Source organism: Deinococcota bacterium (assembly GCA_030858465.1).
GTDB lineage: Bacteria > Deinococcota > Deinococci > Deinococcales > Trueperaceae > JALZLY01.
Genome location: JALZLY010000322.1, coordinates 13510 through 33019, shown reverse-complemented (window position 1 = coordinate 33019; position 19510 = coordinate 13510). Strand labels below are relative to the sequence as shown.

The following is a 19510-nucleotide window of genomic DNA, read 5'->3' as shown; positions in this document are numbered from 1 at the left end:
GTCCTCCGCGGCGCGCAGGACGTGCTCGCCCGGCGCGATCTCGAGCGCGCCCAGTGCGGCCACGTCGCCGCCTTGCGCCGCCACCCAGCTTCCAAACTTGGCGAGCGCCTCGCCATTCTTGAGTTTTTCCCTGAGCGCCCCCGGGCTGAACTCGAGCCCCGAGGCGCCGAGCACCTCGCGCGCCAAGGTCACCGTGAGCGCCTCCACATCCGCCGGACCCTCGCCCCGCAGGCAGGCCACCGCCTCCTTGACCTCGAGGGCGTTGCCGACGGCGCGGCCCAGGGGCCTCTCCATGCTGCTCAGGACGGCGCGCATCCTGCGGCCGTGGCGTTCACCGATGTCCACCATGGCGCGCGCCAGCGCCCGCGCCTCGCCCACGGTCTTCATAAAGGCGCCGCTGCCGACCTTGACGTCCAAGACGATGGCCTCTGCGCCGCCCGCCAGCTTCTTGCTCATGATCGAGGCGGCGATGAGCGGCAGCGAAGGGACGGTGGCGGTGGCGTCTCTGAGCGCGTAGAGGAGGCCGTCGGCGGGGGCGAGGTTCTTCGACTGCCCGGTGACGACCACGCCCACCTCGCGCGCCTGGCGCAAGAAAGCCGCCTCGTCCAAGACCGCGCGGAAGCCGGGGATGCTCGCCAACTTATCCACCGTGCCGCCGGTATGGCCCAGGCCGCGCCCGCTCATCTTGGCGACGGTGGCGCCGCAGGCGGCCAGGAGCGGCGCTAAGACCAGGCTGGTCTTGTCGCCGACGCCGCCCGTCGAGTGCTTGTCGACGGTGTGGGGCAGGCTGGACAGCTCGAGCATGTCCCCCGAGCGCGCCATCACCTCGGTCAGGTCCGCCGTCTCCTCCGGCGTCATGCCCCGCCACATGACGGCCATGAGCCAGGCCGAGACCTGGTAGTCGGGGATCTCGCCCGCCACGTAGCCGCCGACAAAGGCCTCGAGGTCTTCCTTCGTGTGCCTGTGGCCGTCGCGCTTTTGGGCGATGAGGTCAACCGCGCGCATCTTGGCCCGTTTGCTGCCCTGCCTGCTCCGCTAAAAGCTCCGTAAGCGCTTGCGCCAGCGCCGGCTCGACCTGTGGTAGCCGCTCGTGGACCGTCTTCCAGACGGCTTCTAAGTCCACCGACAGGTCCTCGGCCACCAGGCTGTCGTAGAGCCCGGCCAGGCCCTGCCAGCGAATCGCCGGGTAGCGCTCGCTGACGACCCGGGGCACGCGCTGCGCGGCCTCGCTGATTACCTTGATGGCCCGGACCGTCGCGAAGTTGGTCTTGTCGTCGTGGGCAAAGGCGGGATAGTCCAGCCCCGCGACGAAGCCCTCGGCCTTGGTGATGGTGGCTAGGATCAGCCGCAGGTTGTCGAGCAGTTCGGGCTCGAGCTTCATCGGCCGCGGTCCTCGTGGGGTGAAAAGGTAGGGGTCATGATGGCTCATTCTACTCGCCGAGGCGTTTTCTTACGGTCACCTGGCCCAAACACCGGCGAGCGCTCGACGCGCCTCCTCCACCTCGTCCCACTCGAGCACCTCGCCTGAGCGCTCGAGGCTGTCCTCGTGGCCCTTGCCCGCTAAGAGCACGACGTCGCCCTCCCTGGCCATGCCGACGGCCTGACGGATGGCCTCGCGCCGGTCGGGAACGCGCAGGAACGTCCTGCCCTCCTCGCCGCCCGCCCCCCGTGCGCCCTCGGCCAGCCTCGCCAGGATGAGCTCCAGGCTTTCCGAGCGGTGGTCCTCCTCGGTGAAGAGAGCGAAGTCGGCGCAGCGCGCGGCCGCTTCGCCCAGCGGCGCGCGTTTGCCGGGGTCGCGCTCGCCCGCCGCGCCCACCACCACGATGAGCCTCTTGGCCCCCGCGCGCAACACCGCCAGCGCCTTCTCGAGCGCGGGCGCGGTGTGGGCGAAGTCCACCACCACCGCAAAGGGCTCGGTTTGCACCACCTGCATCCGGCCCGGCACGCCGGGAAAGCTAGCCAGCCGGTCGACGAGGAGGTGCAGGTCGAGCCCCAGGGCGTGCGCGCCAGCCAGCGCGGCCAAGGCGTTATGGACGTTGTAACGGCCGATCATGGGCAAGCGGGCGGGCGCCTCCAGCCTACCCTCCGCCGTCTCGACGACGAGCCGCCACTCGAGCCTGCCCGCCGCCGCCCTCACCTCCAGGGCCCGCCACTCGGCCTCGCCTCCGTCCACGGCGTAGCGGATCACCTCCTCGGCCTGGGAGGCGAAGTAGGCCAGGCTGGGGTCGTCGGCGTTCAAGACGGCGCGCCGCGCCCGCCTGAAGAGTTCGGCCTTGGCGTCCCGGTAGGCTGCAAAGGAGCCGTGGTAGTCGAGGTGCTCGGGGCTTAAGTTGGTGAGGACGCCGATGTCGTAGGAGACCTCGTCCAGGCGACGCTGCGCGAAGCCGTGCGAACTAGACTCGAGGACCGCGTACAGGCAGCCCGCGTCCAAAAAGCGCGCCAGCAGGCCCTGCACCTCGGGCGCCTCGGGGGTGGTGAAGTGGCCCGGCAGCTTGACCGCCTCTTCGGCGATCTTGCAGCCCGCCGTGGATAAGAGGCCGCAGGGGTAAGCCGCCGAAAGAAGCCAGTGCAGCATCGTGGCGGTCGTCGTCTTGCCGTCGGTGCCGGTCACGCCGACCACGGTGAGGCGCTCCGCGGGCCGCCCGTGAAAGGCGGCCGCCAGCCTGGCGAGCGCTCCTTTGTCGTCCTCGACCTGAAGATAAGGGATGAGCCCAGGCCAGTCCAGCGCCCGCCGCTCCGCCTCATCCGCCGCGCCGACGATGGCGATGGCTCCCCGCCTCAGCGCCTCGGGGATGAAGGTATGGCCGTCCTGCCAGGCCCCGCGCCGGGCCACGAAGACGAAGCCGGGTTCTATCCGCCTCGAGTCCTGCGCCACGCCCCGGACCAGGGGGTCCGGCAGGCCCTCCGCGTTCAGCCCGAGAGCTTCGCGGATGAGCTCGCGCAGCCTCATAGCATGGGTACGCTGAGGCCGCGGCGCTCGAGCCCTGCCAGGAGCCCTGCCAGGTCCTCCGAGCGGCCCACGTAGTCGAGCCTGTCGGCCTCGACGACGACCTTGTCGGAGAGCGTGTAGGCGTCTATCCAAGCGTCGTAGAGGGAGTTCAGCCTGAGCAGGTAGCCATCTTCGATGCCGGCTTCAAAGGCCCGACCGCGCCCTTTGATGCGCGCGCGCAGGGTCGGCAGGCCGGCGCGCAGGTAAATAAGCAGGTCGGGCGGGCGCAGCGCCTGGGCCACCGCCTCGTACATGCGGCAGTAGGAGAGGTAGTCGCGCGCGTCCATCACGCCTTCACTAAAGAGGTTGCGGGCAAAGACGGCGGCATCTTCAAAGACGGTGCGGTCCTGGATGACCCTGGGGTTGTGGTTGACCACGCGCAGGTGTTGATCCAGGCGGGCCGAGAGGAAGAACATCTGCGAGTGAAAGGCGTACTTATGCATGTCCTTATAGAAGTCCTCGAGGTAGGGGTTTTCGTCCACCGCCTCGTAGACCGGCGTCAGCGCGTAGCGCTCCGAAAGAATCCGGGTCAGGCTCGACTTGCCCACGCCGATGTTGCCGGCGATGGCTAGAAACACGCGGCCTTCGTGGGCGGAAAGGACTGAAGGTTGAAAATCAAGGCAACGATGGTGGACAAAACGACCTCCCGGGCCCTCCGGCCCAGGCCGAGTATACCCCTACCGTGCCGCGCTCTAAGCGGGTTTGGCGCGCTCGTACTGCACCGGCCAGGGAGCCCGCGCGCCCTCACCCAGCCTGTGCGCGGCCATGAGCGGCCAGTGCGGCTCGCGCAACAGCGCCCTCGCCAGGAAGACCAGGTCGGCCCTGCCAGTGCGGATGACGGCGTCGGCCTGCTCGGGCTCGGTGATCATGCCGACCGCGCCGGTCATGATGCCGGCCTCACGACGCAGCCTTTCGGCAAAGGGAACCTGGTAATCCGGCGCCACAAGAATCCTGGCGCCGGGCACGGCGCCGCCCGAGGAGCAGTCGACCAGGTCCACGCCCAGCTCCTTGAGCCTGCGGGCGAGCGCCACCGAGTCGTCCACCGTCCAGCCGCCCTCCAGCCAGTCCAAGGCCGACAGGCGCACGAAGAGCGGCAGCTCGTCGGGCCAAGCATCGCGCACCGCCGCCGTCACCTCGAGAGTGAGCCGGACGCGGTTCTCGAACGAGCCGCCGTAGCGGTCGTCCCGATCGTTGACCAGCGGCGACAGAAACTGGTGCAGCAAGTAGCCGTGGGCGGCGTGGATCTCGACGACCTTGAAGCCAGCCTCTCGCGCTCGCAGCGTCGCCTGGACAAAGGCCGCGACGACACCGGGAAGCTCGTCCGCCATCAGCCGGCGCGGCAGCGGATAGCCGTCCATAAAGGCGCGGTCCGTGGCGCTCACCACCCCCCAGCCGCCCTCGGCCTCGCTCAAAAGCCGGCGCGGCTCCCAGGGGCGCGGCGTGCTGGCCTTGCGCCCGGCGTGGGCGAGCTGGACGCCGGGCAGCGCGCCCTGCGACGAGATGAAGCCGGCGATGCGCTGCATACCGGGAATGTGCTCGTCCTTCCAGAGGCCCAGGTCCTCGGGGGAGATGCGCCCGCGGGCCTCGACGGCGGTGGCCTCGGCGACCACCAGCGCCGCCCCGCCCGAGGCGCGGGCGCCCAGGTGGACGAGGTGCCAGTCGCCGGCGAAGCCGTCCGTGCTCGAGTACTGGCACATCGGCGAGACGGCGACGCGGTTGCGGAGGGTCAGGCCGCGCAGGCTGAGGGGAGAGAAGAGGCTCGAGGTCATGGACCTTTCTACCGCGCCGGGCAGGTGGGCGCCTGGGCGCAGGTTACCTTGATCTTGGAGCTTGCGGGGGGCTTGCGGGAGTCCTTGGTCTTGCGGAGGTCCTGCGGCTTGACGCCCTCGCCAAAAAATCTTAGGCTGAGTCTAAATTTCGAGGAGGCGCTATGGAGATTCGCAAACTCGCGGTCGTCGGGGCGGGCACTATGGGCGGAGGCATCGCCCAACTGCTGTCCTACGCCGGCTATGAAGTGGTCATGAAGGACGTGGACCAGGGCGCGCTCGAGCTCGGCGTGGCGCAGGCGCGCCGGGTCTACGGCGGCCAGGTCAAGAAGGGCAAGATGAACGAGGCGGAGGTGGCGGCCAAGATGGCCTTGATCACACCGACGCTCGACTACGATCTTTTGGCCGACGCCGACCTGGTCATCGAGGCGGTGCCCGAGGTGATGGAACTCAAAAAGCGGGTCTTCGGCGAACTGGACGCGCGCGTCAAGCCCGCGGCCATCCTCGCCAGCAACACCAGCTCGTTGTCGGTCACCGAGATGGCGTCGGCGACCTCGCGGCCCGAGCGGGTGGCGGGCCTGCACTTCTTCAACCCGGTCCAGGTGATGAAGCTCGTCGAGGTGATCTACGCGCCCCAGACGAGCGAGGAGACGGTTCTGGCGCTGCTCGAGTTCGCCCAAACGCTCCGCAAGCTGCCGGTGCGGGTCAAGGACTCCAGGGGCTTTCTGGTCAACCGCATCCTGACGCCCTACAGCCTCGAGGCCGTGAACGTCCTGCTCGAGGGCCTGGCCGACGCCCGGACCATCGACGAGGACGCTCGGGCTTGGGGTATGCCGATGGGCCCGCTCGCGCTCGCCGATATGGTCGGCCTCGACGTGTCTCTGCACGTCGGCGAGACGATGGCGGCGGCCTACGGCGAGCGGATGCGGCCCAACATGCTGATCCCCGAGATGGTGGCGGCGGGGAGGCTGGGCCAGAAGGCGGGGGTGGGCTTCTACGAGCACAGTGGTGATGGGGATGAGCGCGGTGATGGGGGTGAGCGCGGTGATGGGGATGAGCATAAGGAGGTGCCCGCGCTAGACAGCCTGCTCGATAAGGTCCGCGCCGAGACCCCGCCGCCCGAGGGCGGACGCTACGACATAGGGCGCGTCATGCTCCGCCTCATCAACGAGGCGGCCTACGTCGCGGGCGAGGGCGTCGCCAGCGCCCGCGATGTGGACATCGGCATGATGGCGGGGACGGGCTACAGCTACAAGGGCGAGCGCATCGGGCCCTTGGCGACCGCCGACCGCCTTGGTTTGGACAAGGTGTTAGAGGGCCTCGAGGCTTACCGGGCCCGCTACGGCGAGGCCTTTAGGCCCGCGCCGCTCCTCGCCCAGCGGGTCCGGGCGGGGCTGACGGGCGAGGCGGCCGGCCGCGGCTTTCACGCCTACGGGTTGACCGGCGAGGGAGCCCGGCGCCACCGGGGAGAGGCACCGGGCATTCACCTCGAGCGCAAGGGTCACGTCGCCGCGCTCATCCTCGACCACCCGCCGGTGAACGCGCTCTCGAAGGGGATGATGAAGCGCTTGGGCGAGCTCCTGGACGCGCTCGAGGAGGACGAGGGGGTGCGGGCGCTGATCGTCGCCGCCGCCGGCCTCGGCCTGTTCACGGCGGGGGCCGACGTGAGCGAGTTCGGCCAGGCCTTCGCGGGCGGCCCAGCGGCCCTCAAGGAGAGCGTCCGCGAGGGACAGGCGCTCTTCAACCGGCTCGATCGCTTTCCCAAGCCCGTCATCGCCGCCGTGGCCGGGGTGGCCTTTGGCGGCGGCCTCGAGCTCGCGCTGGCCTGCGACCTGCGCGTGGCGGGTGCCTCGGCGCGCTTCGCCCTGCCGGAGATCAGCTTGGGCATCCTGCCCGCCTGGGGCGGCACCCAGCGCCTGCCCGCCCTTATCGGCCGGGCGCGGGCGCTCGAGATGATGCTGACCGGCCTGCCGGTGACGGCGCCAGAGGCCTGGCGTCAGGGGCTGGTCAACCGGGTGGTTCACGACGACGAGGTCCTGCCCGAGGCCCAGCGCTTAGCGGAGCACATCGCCAGCCGCGCCCCGCTCTCGGCGCAAGCGATCCTAAACCTTACCCAGCCGTCTTTGGAGGAGGCCATCGGCGGCGAGGTCGAAGCGCTGGCCGGGTTGGCGACCACGGCCGACGTGATGGAGGGTGTGACCGCCTTTATGCAGAAGCGGGAGCCGAGGTTTGAAGGCAAGTAAAAATTGAGGATCGAAGATTCAAAAGCTTTGATTTCTAGCTTTGATTTCTAGCTTTGATTTCTGGAGGTTTACGGTGGCCGAGTTCGACTGGTTCAAGCACTATCCGGCGGCCGTCCCGCGGACGGTAGAGGTTCCTGGCGCGCCCATTTACAGCCTGCTCGAGAAGACAGCCTCAGCACACGCGGACAGGCCCGCCCTCGACTTCATGGGTTACACCATGAGCTACGGCGAGCTCGGCGCGGCGGTGAACCGTCTGGCCGCCGCCCTGCGCGACCTGGGCGTAAGGAAGGGCGACCGGGTGGCCCTGATGCTGCCCAACCTCCCGCAGATGGTCATCGGCTTTTTCGCGGTCAACCGCGCGGGCGCCGTGATCGTCAACGTCAACCCGCTCTACACCGCTCGAGAGCTGCGCGGCCAGCTCCAGGACTCGGGCGCCGAGACGCTTATCCTGCTCGACCGCTTCATGCCGGTTTACGACGAGGTGGCCGGCGAGGTTCCCGTCAAGCGGGTGATCGTCACCGGCGTGCAGGACTTCTTGCCCGCGCCCAAGAACCTGCTCTACCCGCTGCTCGCCCGGGCCAAGCGGGAGTGGGTGACGGTCAAACCGGCCGCGCACGTCCACCCCTTCAAGAGGCTGCTGGCCGGCGCCGCGGCTCGAGGCGAGCCCCCCCAGGTCCAGGCCGACGACCTGGCGCTCCTCCAGTACACCGGCGGCACCACCGGCGCGCCCAAGGCCGCCATGCTCTCTAACCGCAACATCGTCGCCAATGTCACGATGCTCCGCGCCTGGAACAGCGAGCTGAGGGAGGCTCAGGAGACCTTCCTGCTGGTCATCCCCTTTTTTCACGTCTACGGCATGAGCGTAGGTCTAGGTCTGGCCGTCGAGAGCGCCGCCAAGATGATTCTGCTGCCGCGCTTCGAGACCAAGGCCGTCTTAGCGGCCATCCACAAGCACAAGCCGACCATCTTTCCCGGCGTGCCCACCATGTACGTGGCCATCAACAACTTCCCGGGGGTCGCAAGCTACGACCTCAAGAGCATCCGCTCCTGCATCTCGGGCGCGGCCGCCTTGCCCCGTGAGGTCAAGGAGCGCTTCGAGGCGCTCAGCGGCGCCCAGCTCGTCGAGGGCTACGGCCTCACCGAGGCGAGCCCGGTGACGCACTCCAACCCGCTCACCGGCCGCAGCGTGACGGGCTCGATCGGCCTGCCCCTGCCGAACGTCGAGGCCAAAATCGTCGACGCCGAGGGCGACGAACTGCCGCACGGCGAGGTCGGCGAGCTCGTCGTCAGGGGCCCCAACGTGATGATGAGCTACTGGGGGCGACCCGAGGAGACGGCGGCGACGGTGCGAGGTGGCTGGCTCTACACCGGCGACATGGCCACTCGCGACGAGGACGGCTACTTCTACATCCGCGATCGCAAAAAGGACCTGATCATCTGCGGCGGCTTCAACGTCTACCCGCGCGAGGTCGAGGAGGTGCTCTACGGGCACCCGGCCGTGCAGGAGGCGGCGGTGATCGGCGTGCCCGACCTCTACCGGGGCGAGACCGTCAAGGCCTTTGTGGTAAAGAAGGCGGCCGCCGCGGTCACGGAAGAGGAACTCATCGCCTTTTGCCGCGAGAGCCTGGCGGCCTTCAAGGTGCCCAAGTTCGTGGAATTCCGCGACTCCTTACCCAAGACGCTCATCGGCAAGATCTTGCGCCGCCGCCTCGCCGAGGAGGAAAAGGAGCGCGCCAAGAGCCTGCCGGCCTGAGGCTCGAGCCCGGCAATGTCGAAGCACAAGACGGCGAGCCCCTCGCCGGTCAGGGTCCGGCTGATGATCCTTGCCGCTCCAGCGTCCCGGCCAAAGAGGTGGGCGAAGAGCGCATAGGCGACGGGCGCGCCGTCTACCGGCAGGTCGAGCCGGGCGGTGAGCGTCTTGCCCTGGGCGTTCTTGAAGGTGAGCCGGGTGGACTGCATAGGAGCCTCCTGCTTGTCGAGCCGTACCAGGCGGGATATCCCATATCCGCTGCCGCTGGCGTCTGGCCTTAGGCGTCAGCGGCCAAGCTGCAAGTCGCCAGGTAGCGGATGGCGGCGGCGTAGCCCCCTAAGCCGAGCCCGCTGATGGTGCCCCGGCAGACGGCCGAGAGATAGCTATGGTGGCGGAAAGGCTCGCGCGCATAGACGTTGGAGAGGTGGACCTCGACCACCGGCAGAGGGATGCCGGCGACGGCGTCGCGCAGGGCGACCGAGCTGTGGGTGAGCCCGCCGGGATTGAGGACCACGCCCCAGGCGCCCTCCTCCTCGCCGCGGTGAAGCCAGTCGATGAGCTGGCCCTCGTAGTTGCTCTGGCGGCAGACGACGGGCAGGCCCACTTCCGCGCCCCAGCCCTGGCACTGCGCCTCCAGGTCCTCCAAGGTCTGCGCGCCGTAGATCTCCGGCTCGCGCTTGCCAAGCAGGTTGAGGTTGGGACCGTTCAAGACCAGAATCACCCTGTCACCACCACCTTGTCACCTTCACCCTGTCACTTCCCGAAGAAACGTCCAGGCCGCCTCCAGCTCCTCGTCGCTGATGTCGCCGGCCAGGACGGGCTCGCCCAGGCGCCTCAGCAAGACCCAGCGCAAGCTGCCCGCGGCCACCTTCTTGTCGCGGGCCAGGTAGGGCTTCAGGTCGGCCAGCTCGAGTGCGCCCAGAGGCTCGGGCCCCAGCCAGCTCAAGAAGCCCAGGGCGCGGGCCGTCTCGTCGGCCATGCCGCGCAAGGCCGAGAGCTTGAGGGCGAAGAGCAGCCCGTAGCCGACCGCGTCGCCGTGGCCCAGACGTCGGCCGGGCCGACGCCCGCTCCCAGCCTCGAGCGCGTGGGCCAAGCTGTGGCCCAGGTTGAGGTGGGCGCGCACGCCCGCCTCGCGCTCGTCCGTGGCCACTACTCGAGCCTTTACCGCCACCGAGCAGCCGATGGCCTCCTCCAGAAAGCTGGGGTCGCCGCCCGGGGCGAAGTCGGGATGGCTTATCGTTTCCAGGATGCCGGGGTCGTCCAGGAGGCCGTGCTTGAAGTGCTCCACCGCCCCCTGCCTGAACTCGCGCACAGGCAGGGTGGCGAGCAGGCCGATGTCTATAAAGACCGCCTGGGGCTGCCAGAAGGCGCCGACCAGGTTTTTGCCCTCGGGCAAGTTGACGCCGGTCTTGCCGCCCACGCCGGCGTCCACCATCGCCAAGAGGCTGGTGGGCAGGTTGTAGAAGGCCAGCCCGCGCATGAACGAGGCCGCCACGAAGCCCGCCAGGTCGCCGACCACCCCGCCGCCCAGGGCCAGGACGGCCGCCTTGCGGTCAAAGCCGTCTTGGGCCATGGCGCGCAGGAGCCCACCGAAGACCTCCAGGGTCTTGCTGTCCTCACCGGGCGCGACCGTGTAACGTTTCACGGCCTTGCCCGCCCGGCCGAGCGCGCTCTCGACCGCCGGGGCGTGCAGCGGCCCGACGGTACTGTCGGTGATGAGCGCTACCCGGTCGGCCGACACCGCCCTCGCGACCGTCTCCGCCAGGCCGCTGCCGATGAGGACGGGGTAGGGAGGCTTCACCTGGACCTCAAGCCTCATGACCCTGCCTCATGACCCTGCCTCACGCGTGCCCACCACTCGAGCCTCTGGACGATGTCCTCGACCACGTCGGCCGAGTCGCGGCCGTCGGTCGAGACCGAAAACGAGGCCACCTCGTCGTAGGCTGCTTGTCGCGCGCTCATCAGCTCGCAGATGCGCTCGATCGGGTTGCCGATCTCCAAAAGGGGCCGCTTGTGGCGCCGGGTGCGGCGGTAGATGGTCTCCGGCGAGGCGGTGAGGACCACCACCGGCCCCCGGCCCCTCAAGATGCGGCGGTTCTCCTCGCGCACGGCCGTGCCGCCGCCGGTCGAGACCACCACCTCGTCCAGGCGCACGCTGCGCCGGACGATCTCGGTCTCGTAGTCGCGAAAGACCGCCTCGCCGTAGAGCTCGAAGATCTCGGTCGTCCTCATGCAGCTCACCCGCTCGATGACCCTGTCGGTATCGATAAAGTTGAGGCTAAGGCGCCGCGACAGCTCCCAGCCGATGCGGCTCTTGCCGGTGCCCATGAAGCCGGCCAGGGCCACCCAGGTGACGGCGCGGTGCTCGAGCAGGTGGCGGTGCATGGCAAGCATCCCTAGAAGCGCCGGCTGTGGTCTCGGTGCGCCGCCACGCGCTCGGTGATCTCGCTCATGGTGTCCGCGCCGAACTTCTCCATCATCGCGTCGGCCAAGACGAGCGAGGTCATCGCCAGCAGGACGATAGAGGCCGCGGGTACCGCCGTGGTGTCCGAACGTTCGCGGGCGGCGTCGGCGACCTGGTGGCTGACCACGTCCACGGTCGCTAGCGGCTTCATCAGGGTGGCGATGGGCTTCATCGCGGCCCGCACCACCAGCTCCTCGCCGTTGGTGATGCCCGCTTCCAACCCGCCCGAGCGGTTGGTCTTGCGGTAGTAGCCTGCGTCGCCCCGGTAGATGGCGTCGTGGACCTGGCTGCCCGGCAGGGTGGCGCCAGTCCAGCCGTCGCCGATCTCGACGCCCTTCATCGCCTGGATGCTCATGGCCGCCTGGGCGAGGCGGCCGTCCAACTTGCGGTCCCACTGGGTGTGCGAGCCGAGGCCGATGGGCACCCCGCGAAAGCGCGCCTCGATGACGCCGCCCAGGGTGTCGCCCCCCTTCTTGGCCTCGTCGATGCGGGCGATGACCGCTGCCTCGGCCGCCTTGTCAAAGGTGCGGATGGGGCTCTCGTCGAGCGCGCTCAGCCCCTCCCAGTCCATGCCGCCGTCGCAGGGCAGCCCGGCCATGCTGACCACGCGGGCACAGCCCTCGACGCCGACGCTGTCCAGGAGCCGCAGGGCCACCGCGCCCGCCGCCACCCGGCTGGCCGTCTCGCGAGCCGAGGCGCGCTCCAAGACGTCGCGCAGGTCCTTGTGGCCGTACTTGATGCCGCCCGCTAAGTCCACGTGGCCCGGCCGCGCGCCGGTGAGCGCCTTTTTGCGCGGCTCGTTGCCGGGCTCGGGCGACATTACTTCGCTCCAGTTGCGCCAGTCCTTGTTCTCGATCTGTAGGGCCAGCGGCGCCCCCGTGGTGCGCCCGGCGCGCACCCCGGCCATGATCGCGGCGGAGTCGGTCTCGATGACCATGCGCCGCCCGCGGCCGTAGCCGCCCTGGCGGCGCCTCAGCCAGGGGTCGATGTGGTCTGCCGCGACGAGCGTGAGCCCGGCGGGGACGCCGTCGAGCAGGACCGTCAGGGCGGGACCGTGAGATTCGCCGGCGGAGAGATACCTGAGCATCCTGCTAGCCTAGCATGATCAAAAAAGACCCCGCGTGGGGCGGGGTCGGATTGGAGGCTACTCGAGAATGTTGGCGGTAAGAATAATAAAAAGCTCCGAATTTGTCTCTTCAGTGGACGCGGTTCTAAACAGCCCTCCGATAAGGGGAATGGAGCTGAGCACGGGAACGCCTGCGATATTTTCCAAAAAAGAGTTTTGCAGCAATCCTCCGAGCACAACCGACTGTCCTGGTTCCAGGGTGACGATAGTTCTTATCTCCCGGTTCGAGCGATCGATCAGTTCGGCGTCTGTCGGCGGAGTAACCAGTTCCCTGACCGCGGCAATGACCTCGAGAATGATTCTGCCATCAGCGCCGATTCTTGGACGAATACCTACCGATACACCGTAATCAAGCTCCCGCAAGATGGGATCGGCACCCGGATTGGGGATGCTGACGGTGAGCTGGCCACCCGACTGGAGCACGGCAAAACCGGGGGGGATGTTGATGTCGGGCGTGGTTACCACGTTTCCTTCATGAAGGGGCGCGTTGTTGATGACGGTGATGGTGCTGTCATCTACCCGACGGGACAAACCTTGGCGCTCGAGGGTGTTGAGAACCGCACCGAGGTTGAGGCCGGTCAGGGCACTTTGAGGGTTGAAGACAAAGTTCAAGCCGCCTTCTAAAACGGTTGCCGCAAAGCTTCCGATACCGGCATTGAGATTGATACCAAGATCGGCTGCTGCCGAAGTGGACATTTCCTGAATGCGAACCTGCACATTCACCTGAGGCTCAGCCCTGTCTAGTTCGGGGAGCAAAGCAACGATTTGCTCCTGTACCGCGGCAGGCGCGGTGACGATAATGCTGTTGGTCCGAGGGTCGGCGGCTATATTTACCAGCCGGGTTTGGGTCTCACCTTCTGGCGGTGTGGCTTGCTGAGCATCGGGGCCGGTAGCTAGACCAAGCGTTTGCCGCAATATATCAGCCACGCCTGAGATCGCTTCCGGTCCTTCACCCGTGCTTACCGCGCGCGCATTGGAGAGCCTGTAGATGCGTTGCTCAAGCCTTACCGGGTCCCTACCACTGAGGCGGGCCATGGTTTCAGCCGTACCAACGACCACGAGATCATTTTCAAGAAGAGCGTAGTCGAGGTTGTTCAGGCTGAGAACCAGGTTCCAGACCTGGCGAAAGGGCTTGCTCTGGATATTGTAGGTGATCACGGCGTCGGCGGGAACATCGTCGACGATGGCGGAGAGGCCCACCGAAGTGGCCAGGGCCAGCACGGCCTCGCGCAGCGAAACGCCCGCGAAGCCGGTCTGCAGGGTGACGGGCGCGTCGAAGCGCGCGTCGCCCGGCAGCGGGGCGAGCTGCGCCCACGCGAACACGCCCATGCTGACGAGCGCGGAGATGAGCACAGAGGCAAACAGGTTCGGGAGGGTGCGTCTTGTCATGGTCACCGCCCAGGGTCGATCGGGAGAGTTTCTTTGCTGTCTGCCAGGCTGAGCTCGGCCTGCCGGCCGTCGACATATGTTACGACGATGTCGCTCCGCGGCAGGGTCTGCCCGAGCGCGACGACGACCGTGCCGCTGTTGGTGCGGAAGATGCCCACGCCGACGGGGCCGAGAACCGAGCCCGCGTAGGCGACCTCGTGCTCGAGCAGGTAGTTCCGCAGCGAGGCAGGGCCGTCCGCGCCGTCCGCGCCTCGAGGCCTGAGCAGGGGCGTGGGCTCGCTCACCCTGGCCATCGCCGTCGCGGCTTCCGGCAGGCGCTCAGCCGGGATAGCGTTTCGCGCGCCCTCGGGCAGGGCGGTGGCCACGCGCGCCGCCAGATCGGCGCGAGATTGCGGGGGCGGCGCCCCTGCGATCCCGTTCCCGTCGCGTTGCTGCTGCAAGAGGGTGGGCGCGGCGGGCAGGGTCGCGCTGGGCACGGCCCGGGGCAGGCGGCTCATGGCCGGTGCCTCGGGAACAACGGGCAAGGCCGCCACGCCAGCAGGGAGAGGCGGGGGTTGCAGCGCGCCTTCGGGCGGGCGAACGGGCACGTCCACCGCCGCGGGCGGAGTCACCGGGACCGGCGACACGGTTGCGGGCGTGGGAACGGCCTCGGGGCTGTCTGCCGGCGGTCTCACGATGGGCGCAAAGGGATTGACGGTCACCCTGGCCCCTTGGGGAAGCGGGAGCGCCTCCTCCTCGATGACCGGCTCCTCGGTGACCAGAAAGGGCAGGGTGGCGATGCGCAGCTCGCGGGCGCTCGCCGGCAGGTCGTCTTGTGCTTGGACCGGCGCGGGGGCGGGTTCTTGAGCCTCAGCCTCCGGGTCTTCGGCCTCCGGGTCTTCGGCCTCCTCGGCAGGGGCTTCCTCCGCTGCGGGCGCTTGGGCGCTGACGGTGGAGAGGCTCATCTCGGCGTAAGGGCTGGTGGTGTTGGCCCAGACCCAGGCCGCCACCGTGACGAAGAGGAGACTCAGGAGACGCTTGAGCTCGAGCGACATCAGGGTTGGCTCCCTAAGGGCTGGCCGTCCGGAGGCTGGTCGCCCAGGGGCTGGTCGCCTGGGTCCTCGCCGACGAAGACGTAGGCGGTAAAGGCGATGTTGCCGCTCAGCGCGGGATCGCTGTACTCGTCGCCGCTGACCAGCGACAGGCCTACCTGATTGATCAGGGTAAAGCGCTGCAGGGCTTCGACCTCCTGCAAAAAGTCCATGAGCTGCGTGTAGGTGCCGCCCGTGCTCAGGCTAAAGTCGATGGGTCTCACGCCGACGATATCGGTGTGCGTTCCGCTCGTGCGGTTGATGCCCTGGATGACCACCTCCGAGCGGCCCGCGGCGTTCTGGAGGAGCACGATGAGCTCGGCGATCTCGCTCTCGTGCGGCAGCTGGGCCAAAAAGGCGAGGCGTTCCCGCTCGAGCTGCGCAACGGCCCCGCGCAGGGCGGGCAGGTCGGCCCTGGCCCTCTCGCCGAGCGCGATCTCGCTCTCCAGGCGCGCGATCTCGTTCTCGAGCACCGTGATCCGCTCCTGGACGGGGCTGTACAGATAGGTCCACCACAGCAGGCCGGCGACCAGGCTCAGGACCACGGCGAGGATGGCGAGGTCGCGTCCCCTCCTGAGGCTGAACGAGCGCAGCATCAGCGGCCCTCCGCCAGCGCGCCGATGGTCATGGTGAAGTCGTACATGCTCGAGTCCTCTTGGCGTGAGGTGCTGTTGAAGGCCACGCCAAAGGACGGCGAGTTCTGCAAGGCGGCGATGTAGTCCGACAGCACCTGCGTGCTCACCGCGACACCCTGGATCGACATCTCGGCCAAGGGCTCGGCGCCGTCGTAGCTGCTGTCCGAAACGCGCGCTTCGCGTTCGCTCTGGCTGAGGGGTTGCATCACCAGCGAGCTGAAAGCCAGCCGCGGCTGGCCCTGGGTGTCGGGGCCGGGCAGAGTCTCCAGCATGGCGTAGAACTCGTCCGACCAGATGATGCGCCGGTCACGGAGGCTCGCGGCGATGGCCATGAGCTCGTTCAGTTGCCGCTGCCTCTCCTGCAAGTCGTGCTGGACGGCCAGGTCCTCGCGCAGGCTGTCGAGCCTGAGCTGCCTTAGGGCGCGGTCCCCCTCGAGCTGCCTCTCGGTCTCCTGCGCCTGCAGCTGCATAAGGGCGGCGCCGGTCAAGATCATGAGCGGCACGAGCGCGGTGATGAGCCGCCAGGTGACCGGCTCCTTGGAGCGGCGCTGGTTCTTGGGCAGGAGGTTGATGTCAACCACTGGCGCCCACCCCCCTGAGCGCCAGGCCCAGCGGCACCCCGAACTCCGGCCCCACCCGCCGCAGGAACTGGCTGTCGAAGCGGCTCTCGTCGACGAGGGTGCTCAGCCAGGGGTCGCCCAACTCGACCTTGAAGCCGAGCGTGTCGCCGATGGCTTCGGGCAGACCGCGCAGCTTGGCGGCGCCGCCCGTGACCAATACGCGGCTGATGTCGGCGTTACCCGCTTGACTTTGGTAGAACTCGAGGCTGCGGCGGATCTCGGTGGTGAGGTCGACCAGGACCGGTCGGAGCGCCTCGTAGACGCGGCTGGGGCTGAACTGCTCGTGTTTGGCGTCGAAGTTGAGCGCCTCTTCGTCCTCGGCGGGCAGGGCGACGACGCCGTAGTTCAGTTTGACCTCTTCGGCTTCGTCGAAAGAGAGGCCGAGGGCGCGCTGCACGGCGGCGGTGAAGTCGTCACCGGAGACGCCGATGGTGCGGTTCATCAAGACGCGCTCGCCGCGTACCAGCGTGATGGTGGTGTCGCTGGCGGCAACCTCCAGGACCACCCCGACCTCGCCCTCTTCGGTGTAGCGCTGGCCCACCAGCGTGCTCTTGCTCAGGTGTGCGCCCAGGAGCGCGCCGCGCAGCGCGCGGAGGAGCGCGAAGGGCTTGATGTCCACCACCACCGGCTCGAGCCCGGCCAGCTTGAGGCAGTCGAGCTGCTGCATGACCAGGTCGGTGCGGGCGGCGGCGATGAGCACCTCGAGCTGGCCGCCCTCGGGAACGTCCTTGGGGTTGTCGAGGACGTAGTAGTCGAGGATGACCTCGTCGAGGGGAAAGGGGATGTAGCGCTCCGCCTCCCACTTGACGGCCTCGCCCAGCTCGCGCAGGCTCATCTTGGGCAGGCTGATGTGGCGGGTGATGGCGCTGCGGTTGGCGACCGCGGTGACGACAGGGCGCTTCCTGACGCCGACCTCCGCGAACAGCCTCTTGATCTCCGCGGCCAGGCCCTGCGGATCGGTGACCTGGTCGTCCTGGATGAGGCCCGGCGGCATCGGCCGGCTGCCCAGGGCCAGCAGGCGCGGCGGCTTTCCGGCCTTTAGACTGACGACCTTGAGCGAACTGGTGCCGATCTCCAGCCCGGCCGCGTCGGCTCGAGGATTAAAAAAGCGCGAGGCTTTGCTACGCCCAGTCATGCCATTCCTTCTCGCTCGGCTCTTTTGCCCTTGGCTCTTTTGAGGGTAAGGTCCCACAAAGACCTGCCAAGACGGCTTTCAGAAGCCACTTCTATAGTTTGAATCGACGCGGACAAACCCAAAAGCCCCTATTCCCTTATCCTACTATCACTATAAAGGGTTTGGCTGTCGAACAAAAGAGGTCTCGATACGCGCTTGACCGGAAAGAGCGCTTAAGACCCCTTGCTCGCGCTGCTATATACGCTCCAAGGCTTCAAAAAAGGTCAAGCCTTAAGGCCAACTAACTGCTACGTTTCCTGCCCTAGCCCGGCTTGGGCATCATCGTCGGCGGCAGGACGGGGCTCGTCGGCTTGCCTTCGGGTTTGGGCGCGGGCGCGCTCACGGGGGCGCCCTCACGCGCCCCTGCCTCGAGCTCGGGCAGGCTTTCACCGCGCATGACCAGGGCGAACTCGTCGGCGTGGAGCGTCTCGCGCTCCATCAATACCCTGACGACGGCCTCGAGCGCCTCCTTGCGTTCCTGCAGGAGGTTCAACACGCGCTTGTACTGGCTCTCCAAGATGGCCTTGACCTCGTCGTCGATGAGCCGCGCCGTCTCCTCGCTGTAGCTGCGCGCGCTCTCATAATCGCCCAGGTAGGACTCGCTGCTGGAGGTGAGCGCCACCCGGCCGACCGCCTCGCTCATGCCCCAGCTCGTCACCATACGCCTAGCCAGGTTGGTGGCCTGCTGGAAGTCGCTCTGCGCCCCGGTGGTCACGTCGTTGAAGACGATCTCCTCGGCCGCGCGGCCCGCCAGCGCCACGGCGATCTTGTCTAAGAGCATGTTGCGGGTGATGTAGTTGCGGTCCTCCTCGGCCAGCGACAGCATGTAGCCGCCCGCCCGTCCCCTGGGCACGACGGTGATCTTGTGGACGGGGTCGGCGTGCTCCAAAAAGTGCGCGGCCAGGGCGTGACCGGCCTCGTGGTAGGCGACGATGCCGCGCTCCTTGGGCGAGATGACCCGGCTGCGCCGCTCAGGCCCCATCACCACCCGGTCGGCGGCCTCGTCTAAGTCGTGCGGGGTGATCTCCTTGCGGCCGCTGCGCGCCGTGACCAGGGCGGCCTCGTTGAGCAGGTTCTCCAAGTCGGCCCCCACGAAGCCCGGCGTGCGCCTGGCGATGGTCTTTAAGCTGACCGTCTTGGCGAGCGGCTTCGAGCGCGAGTGGATGCGCAAGATCTCCTCGCGGCCCTTGACGTCGGGCGCGTCCACCACCACCTGGCGGTCAAAGCGGCCGGGCCGGAGCAGCGCGGGGTCCAAGACGTCGGGCCGGTTGGTCGCCGAGATGATTATTACGTCGTGCTTGGACTCGAAGCCGTCCATCTCGACCAGGAGCGCGTTCAGGGTCTGTTCGCGCTCGTCGTTGCCGCCGTTTAAGCCCATGCCGCGGCGTCTGCCGACGGCGTCGATCTCGTCGATGAAGACGATGCAGGGCGCGTTCTTCTTGGCCTGTTCGAAGAGGTCGCGGACTCTGGCCGCGCCCACGCCCACGAACATCTCGACGAAGTCCGAGCCGGATATGCTGAAGAAGGGCACCTTGGCCTCGCCCGCCACCGCCTTGGCCAGGTGAGTCTTGCCCGAGCCGGGCGGCCCCACCATCAACACGCCGTGGGGGATGCGCGCGCCCAGCTCGTGGAACTTGCCGGGGTTCTTTAAGAACTCGACGACCTCCCAGAGGTCCTGCTTGGCCTCGTCGACGCCGGCCACGTCGCGAAAGAGCGTGTGCGAGGTCTCCTCGGTGACCATGCGCGCCTTGGACTTGCCGAAGCTCATGGCGCCGTCGTTGCCGCCCGTTCTCGAGCCGCGCATGAGGTACCACAAAAAGGCGACCATGAGGACGATCATGACGCCCGGGACCAGCACCGAGCGCCAGTCGAAGCGGCTCGGCGCCACCTCGTAGTCGACGCCGTAGTCGCGCCTAAAGGCGTTGAGCTCGGCGTTGGTGAGGGGCTCGGACGACCTGGTGCTGAACGTCTCGCCGCCGACGAGCTTGCCCTGGATGTCGCGGTCCTGCACGCGGATCTCCCTGACCTCACCCGCTTCCAGCCGCTGATGGAAGTCGCTGAACCTGATGGCGCTGTCGTCGACGCGCGCGCCGCTTTGAGAGGCGATGAACACCACCACGCCAAGGATGACCACGGCGATAAGCAGCCCGCGGAGCGGAAATTTTCCCATGCCTAAGTGTACAGCTTCAGGAGCAAAACTATGTGAGCCAAACCTTAAAAGCAGGCTTCGGAGTCGGGGCCGCTTAGACTACCCCAGCCCGATCCCTGAATCCCGACCCCGCCG

General features: G+C 67.9%; 17 protein-coding genes. 2 read left to right on the top strand and 15 right to left on the bottom strand.

Translation table 11 applies throughout. The annotated features are described in order from the left end of the window. From M3498_15945 to M3498_15925, 5 genes are all read right to left on the bottom strand, one after another. On the bottom strand, positions 1-1005 hold a 1005-nt coding region (locus M3498_15945; GenBank protein MDQ3460771.1), incomplete at its 3' end, for a thymidine phosphorylase. Next, positions 992-1429, bottom strand: coding sequence for a DUF86 domain-containing protein (locus tag M3498_15940; protein MDQ3460770.1), 438 nt, complete (start codon positions 1427-1429; stop codon positions 992-994). The genes M3498_15945 and M3498_15940, both read right to left, overlap by 14 nt. A gap of 27 nt (positions 1430-1456) precedes the next feature. After that, positions 1457-2950, bottom strand: coding sequence for a UDP-N-acetylmuramoyl-L-alanyl-D-glutamate--2,6-diaminopimelate ligase (locus M3498_15935; protein ID MDQ3460769.1), 1494 nt, complete (start codon positions 2948-2950; stop codon positions 1457-1459). Continuing rightward, positions 2947-3567, bottom strand: a complete 621-nt coding sequence (locus M3498_15930) for a deoxynucleoside kinase (protein ID MDQ3460768.1) — start codon at positions 3565-3567, stop codon at positions 2947-2949. Before M3498_15930 ends, M3498_15935 begins: the two co-directional genes overlap by 4 nt. A 114-nt stretch (positions 3568-3681) precedes the next feature. Then, the gene (locus tag M3498_15925) at positions 3682-4758 is read right to left on the bottom strand and encodes an NADH:flavin oxidoreductase/NADH oxidase (protein MDQ3460767.1); all 1077 of its coding nucleotides are present in this window, start codon (positions 4756-4758) and stop codon (positions 3682-3684) included. A gap of 161 nt (positions 4759-4919) precedes the next feature. Between M3498_15925 and M3498_15920 the strand changes: the two genes are divergently transcribed. Next, positions 4920-6998: a 3-hydroxyacyl-CoA dehydrogenase NAD-binding domain-containing protein gene (locus tag M3498_15920; GenBank protein ID MDQ3460766.1), complete on the top strand. Its 2079-nt coding sequence runs from the start codon at positions 4920-4922 to the stop codon at positions 6996-6998. 73 nt (positions 6999-7071) lie between these two features. Beyond that, complete coding sequence (locus tag M3498_15915) at positions 7072-8751, top strand: long-chain fatty acid--CoA ligase (GenBank protein MDQ3460765.1); 1680 nt, start codon at positions 7072-7074, stop codon at positions 8749-8751. A 274-nt stretch (positions 8752-9025) separates the two neighbouring features. Here M3498_15915 and aroQ read toward each other — a convergent pair whose 3' ends face one another. The 10 genes from aroQ to ftsH form a co-directional block, all read right to left on the bottom strand. Then, positions 9026-9469: a type II 3-dehydroquinate dehydratase gene (gene aroQ / locus M3498_15910; GenBank protein MDQ3460764.1), complete on the bottom strand. Its 444-nt coding sequence runs from the start codon at positions 9467-9469 to the stop codon at positions 9026-9028. A 24-nt stretch (positions 9470-9493) separates the two neighbouring features. After that, the gene (gene aroB / locus M3498_15905) at positions 9494-10549 is read right to left on the bottom strand and encodes a 3-dehydroquinate synthase (GenBank protein MDQ3460763.1); all 1056 of its coding nucleotides are present in this window, start codon (positions 10547-10549) and stop codon (positions 9494-9496) included. A gap of 14 nt (positions 10550-10563) precedes the next feature. Beyond that, positions 10564-11133: a shikimate kinase gene (locus M3498_15900; GenBank protein MDQ3460762.1), complete on the bottom strand. Its 570-nt coding sequence runs from the start codon at positions 11131-11133 to the stop codon at positions 10564-10566. A gap of 11 nt (positions 11134-11144) precedes the next feature. Continuing rightward, positions 11145-12299 (bottom strand): chorismate synthase, encoded by a 1155-nt coding sequence (gene aroC, locus M3498_15895; protein MDQ3460761.1) that lies wholly within the window; start codon positions 12297-12299, stop codon positions 11145-11147. Between the two features lie 57 nt (positions 12300-12356). After that, a complete protein-coding gene (locus M3498_15890) occupies positions 12357-13727 on the bottom strand; it encodes a hypothetical protein (protein ID MDQ3460760.1) in 1371 nt (456 codons plus the stop codon). A gap of 2 nt (positions 13728-13729) precedes the next feature. Then, a complete protein-coding gene (locus tag M3498_15885) occupies positions 13730-14761 on the bottom strand; it encodes a hypothetical protein (protein MDQ3460759.1) in 1032 nt (343 codons plus the stop codon). Further along, entirely contained in the window at positions 14761-15393 is a 633-nt protein-coding gene (pilO, locus tag M3498_15880; GenBank protein MDQ3460758.1) for a type 4a pilus biogenesis protein PilO, read from the bottom strand. The genes M3498_15885 and pilO overlap by 1 nt, the downstream gene beginning before the upstream one ends. Continuing rightward, positions 15393-16013, bottom strand: coding sequence for a hypothetical protein (locus M3498_15875; GenBank protein ID MDQ3460757.1), 621 nt, complete (start codon positions 16011-16013; stop codon positions 15393-15395). The genes pilO and M3498_15875 overlap by 1 nt, the downstream gene beginning before the upstream one ends. Then, positions 16006-17187, bottom strand: a complete 1182-nt coding sequence (gene pilM / locus M3498_15870; GenBank protein MDQ3460756.1) for a type IV pilus assembly protein PilM — start codon at positions 17185-17187, stop codon at positions 16006-16008. Before pilM ends, M3498_15875 begins: the two co-directional genes overlap by 8 nt. Before the next feature lie 301 nt (positions 17188-17488). Then, positions 17489-19396 (bottom strand): ATP-dependent zinc metalloprotease FtsH, encoded by a 1908-nt coding sequence (gene ftsH / locus M3498_15865; GenBank protein ID MDQ3460755.1) that lies wholly within the window; start codon positions 19394-19396, stop codon positions 17489-17491. Positions 19397-19510: the final 114 nt, after the last annotated feature.

What these genes read in the sequence shown, in the direction of transcription:
- M3498_15940 (MDQ3460770.1), bottom strand. Translation starts at nt 1,429, where the DNA reads ATGAGCCATCATGACCCCTACCTTTTCACCCCACGAGGACCGCGGCCG.
- M3498_15935 (MDQ3460769.1), bottom strand. Translation starts at nt 2,950, where the DNA reads ATGAGGCTGCGCGAGCTCATCCGCGAAGCTCTCGGGCTGAACGCGGAG.
- M3498_15925 (MDQ3460767.1), bottom strand. Translation starts at nt 4,758, where the DNA reads ATGACCTCGAGCCTCTTCTCTCCCCTCAGCCTGCGCGGCCTGACCCTC.
- M3498_15920 (MDQ3460766.1), top strand. Translation starts at nt 4,920, where the DNA reads ATGGAGATTCGCAAACTCGCGGTCGTCGGGGCGGGCACTATGGGCGGA.
- M3498_15900 (MDQ3460762.1), bottom strand. Translation starts at nt 11,133, where the DNA reads ATGCACCGCCACCTGCTCGAGCACCGCGCCGTCACCTGGGTGGCCCTG.
- aroC (MDQ3460761.1), bottom strand. Translation starts at nt 12,299, where the DNA reads ATGCTCAGGTATCTCTCCGCCGGCGAATCTCACGGTCCCGCCCTGACG.
- M3498_15890 (MDQ3460760.1), bottom strand. Translation starts at nt 13,727, where the DNA reads ATGACAAGACGCACCCTCCCGAACCTGTTTGCCTCTGTGCTCATCTCC.
- M3498_15885 (MDQ3460759.1), bottom strand. Translation starts at nt 14,761, where the DNA reads ATGTCGCTCGAGCTCAAGCGTCTCCTGAGTCTCCTCTTCGTCACGGTG.
- pilO (MDQ3460758.1), bottom strand. Translation starts at nt 15,393, where the DNA reads ATGCTGCGCTCGTTCAGCCTCAGGAGGGGACGCGACCTCGCCATCCTC.
- pilM (MDQ3460756.1), bottom strand. Translation starts at nt 17,187, where the DNA reads ATGACTGGGCGTAGCAAAGCCTCGCGCTTTTTTAATCCTCGAGCCGAC.
- ftsH (MDQ3460755.1), bottom strand. Translation starts at nt 19,396, where the DNA reads ATGGGAAAATTTCCGCTCCGCGGGCTGCTTATCGCCGTGGTCATCCTT.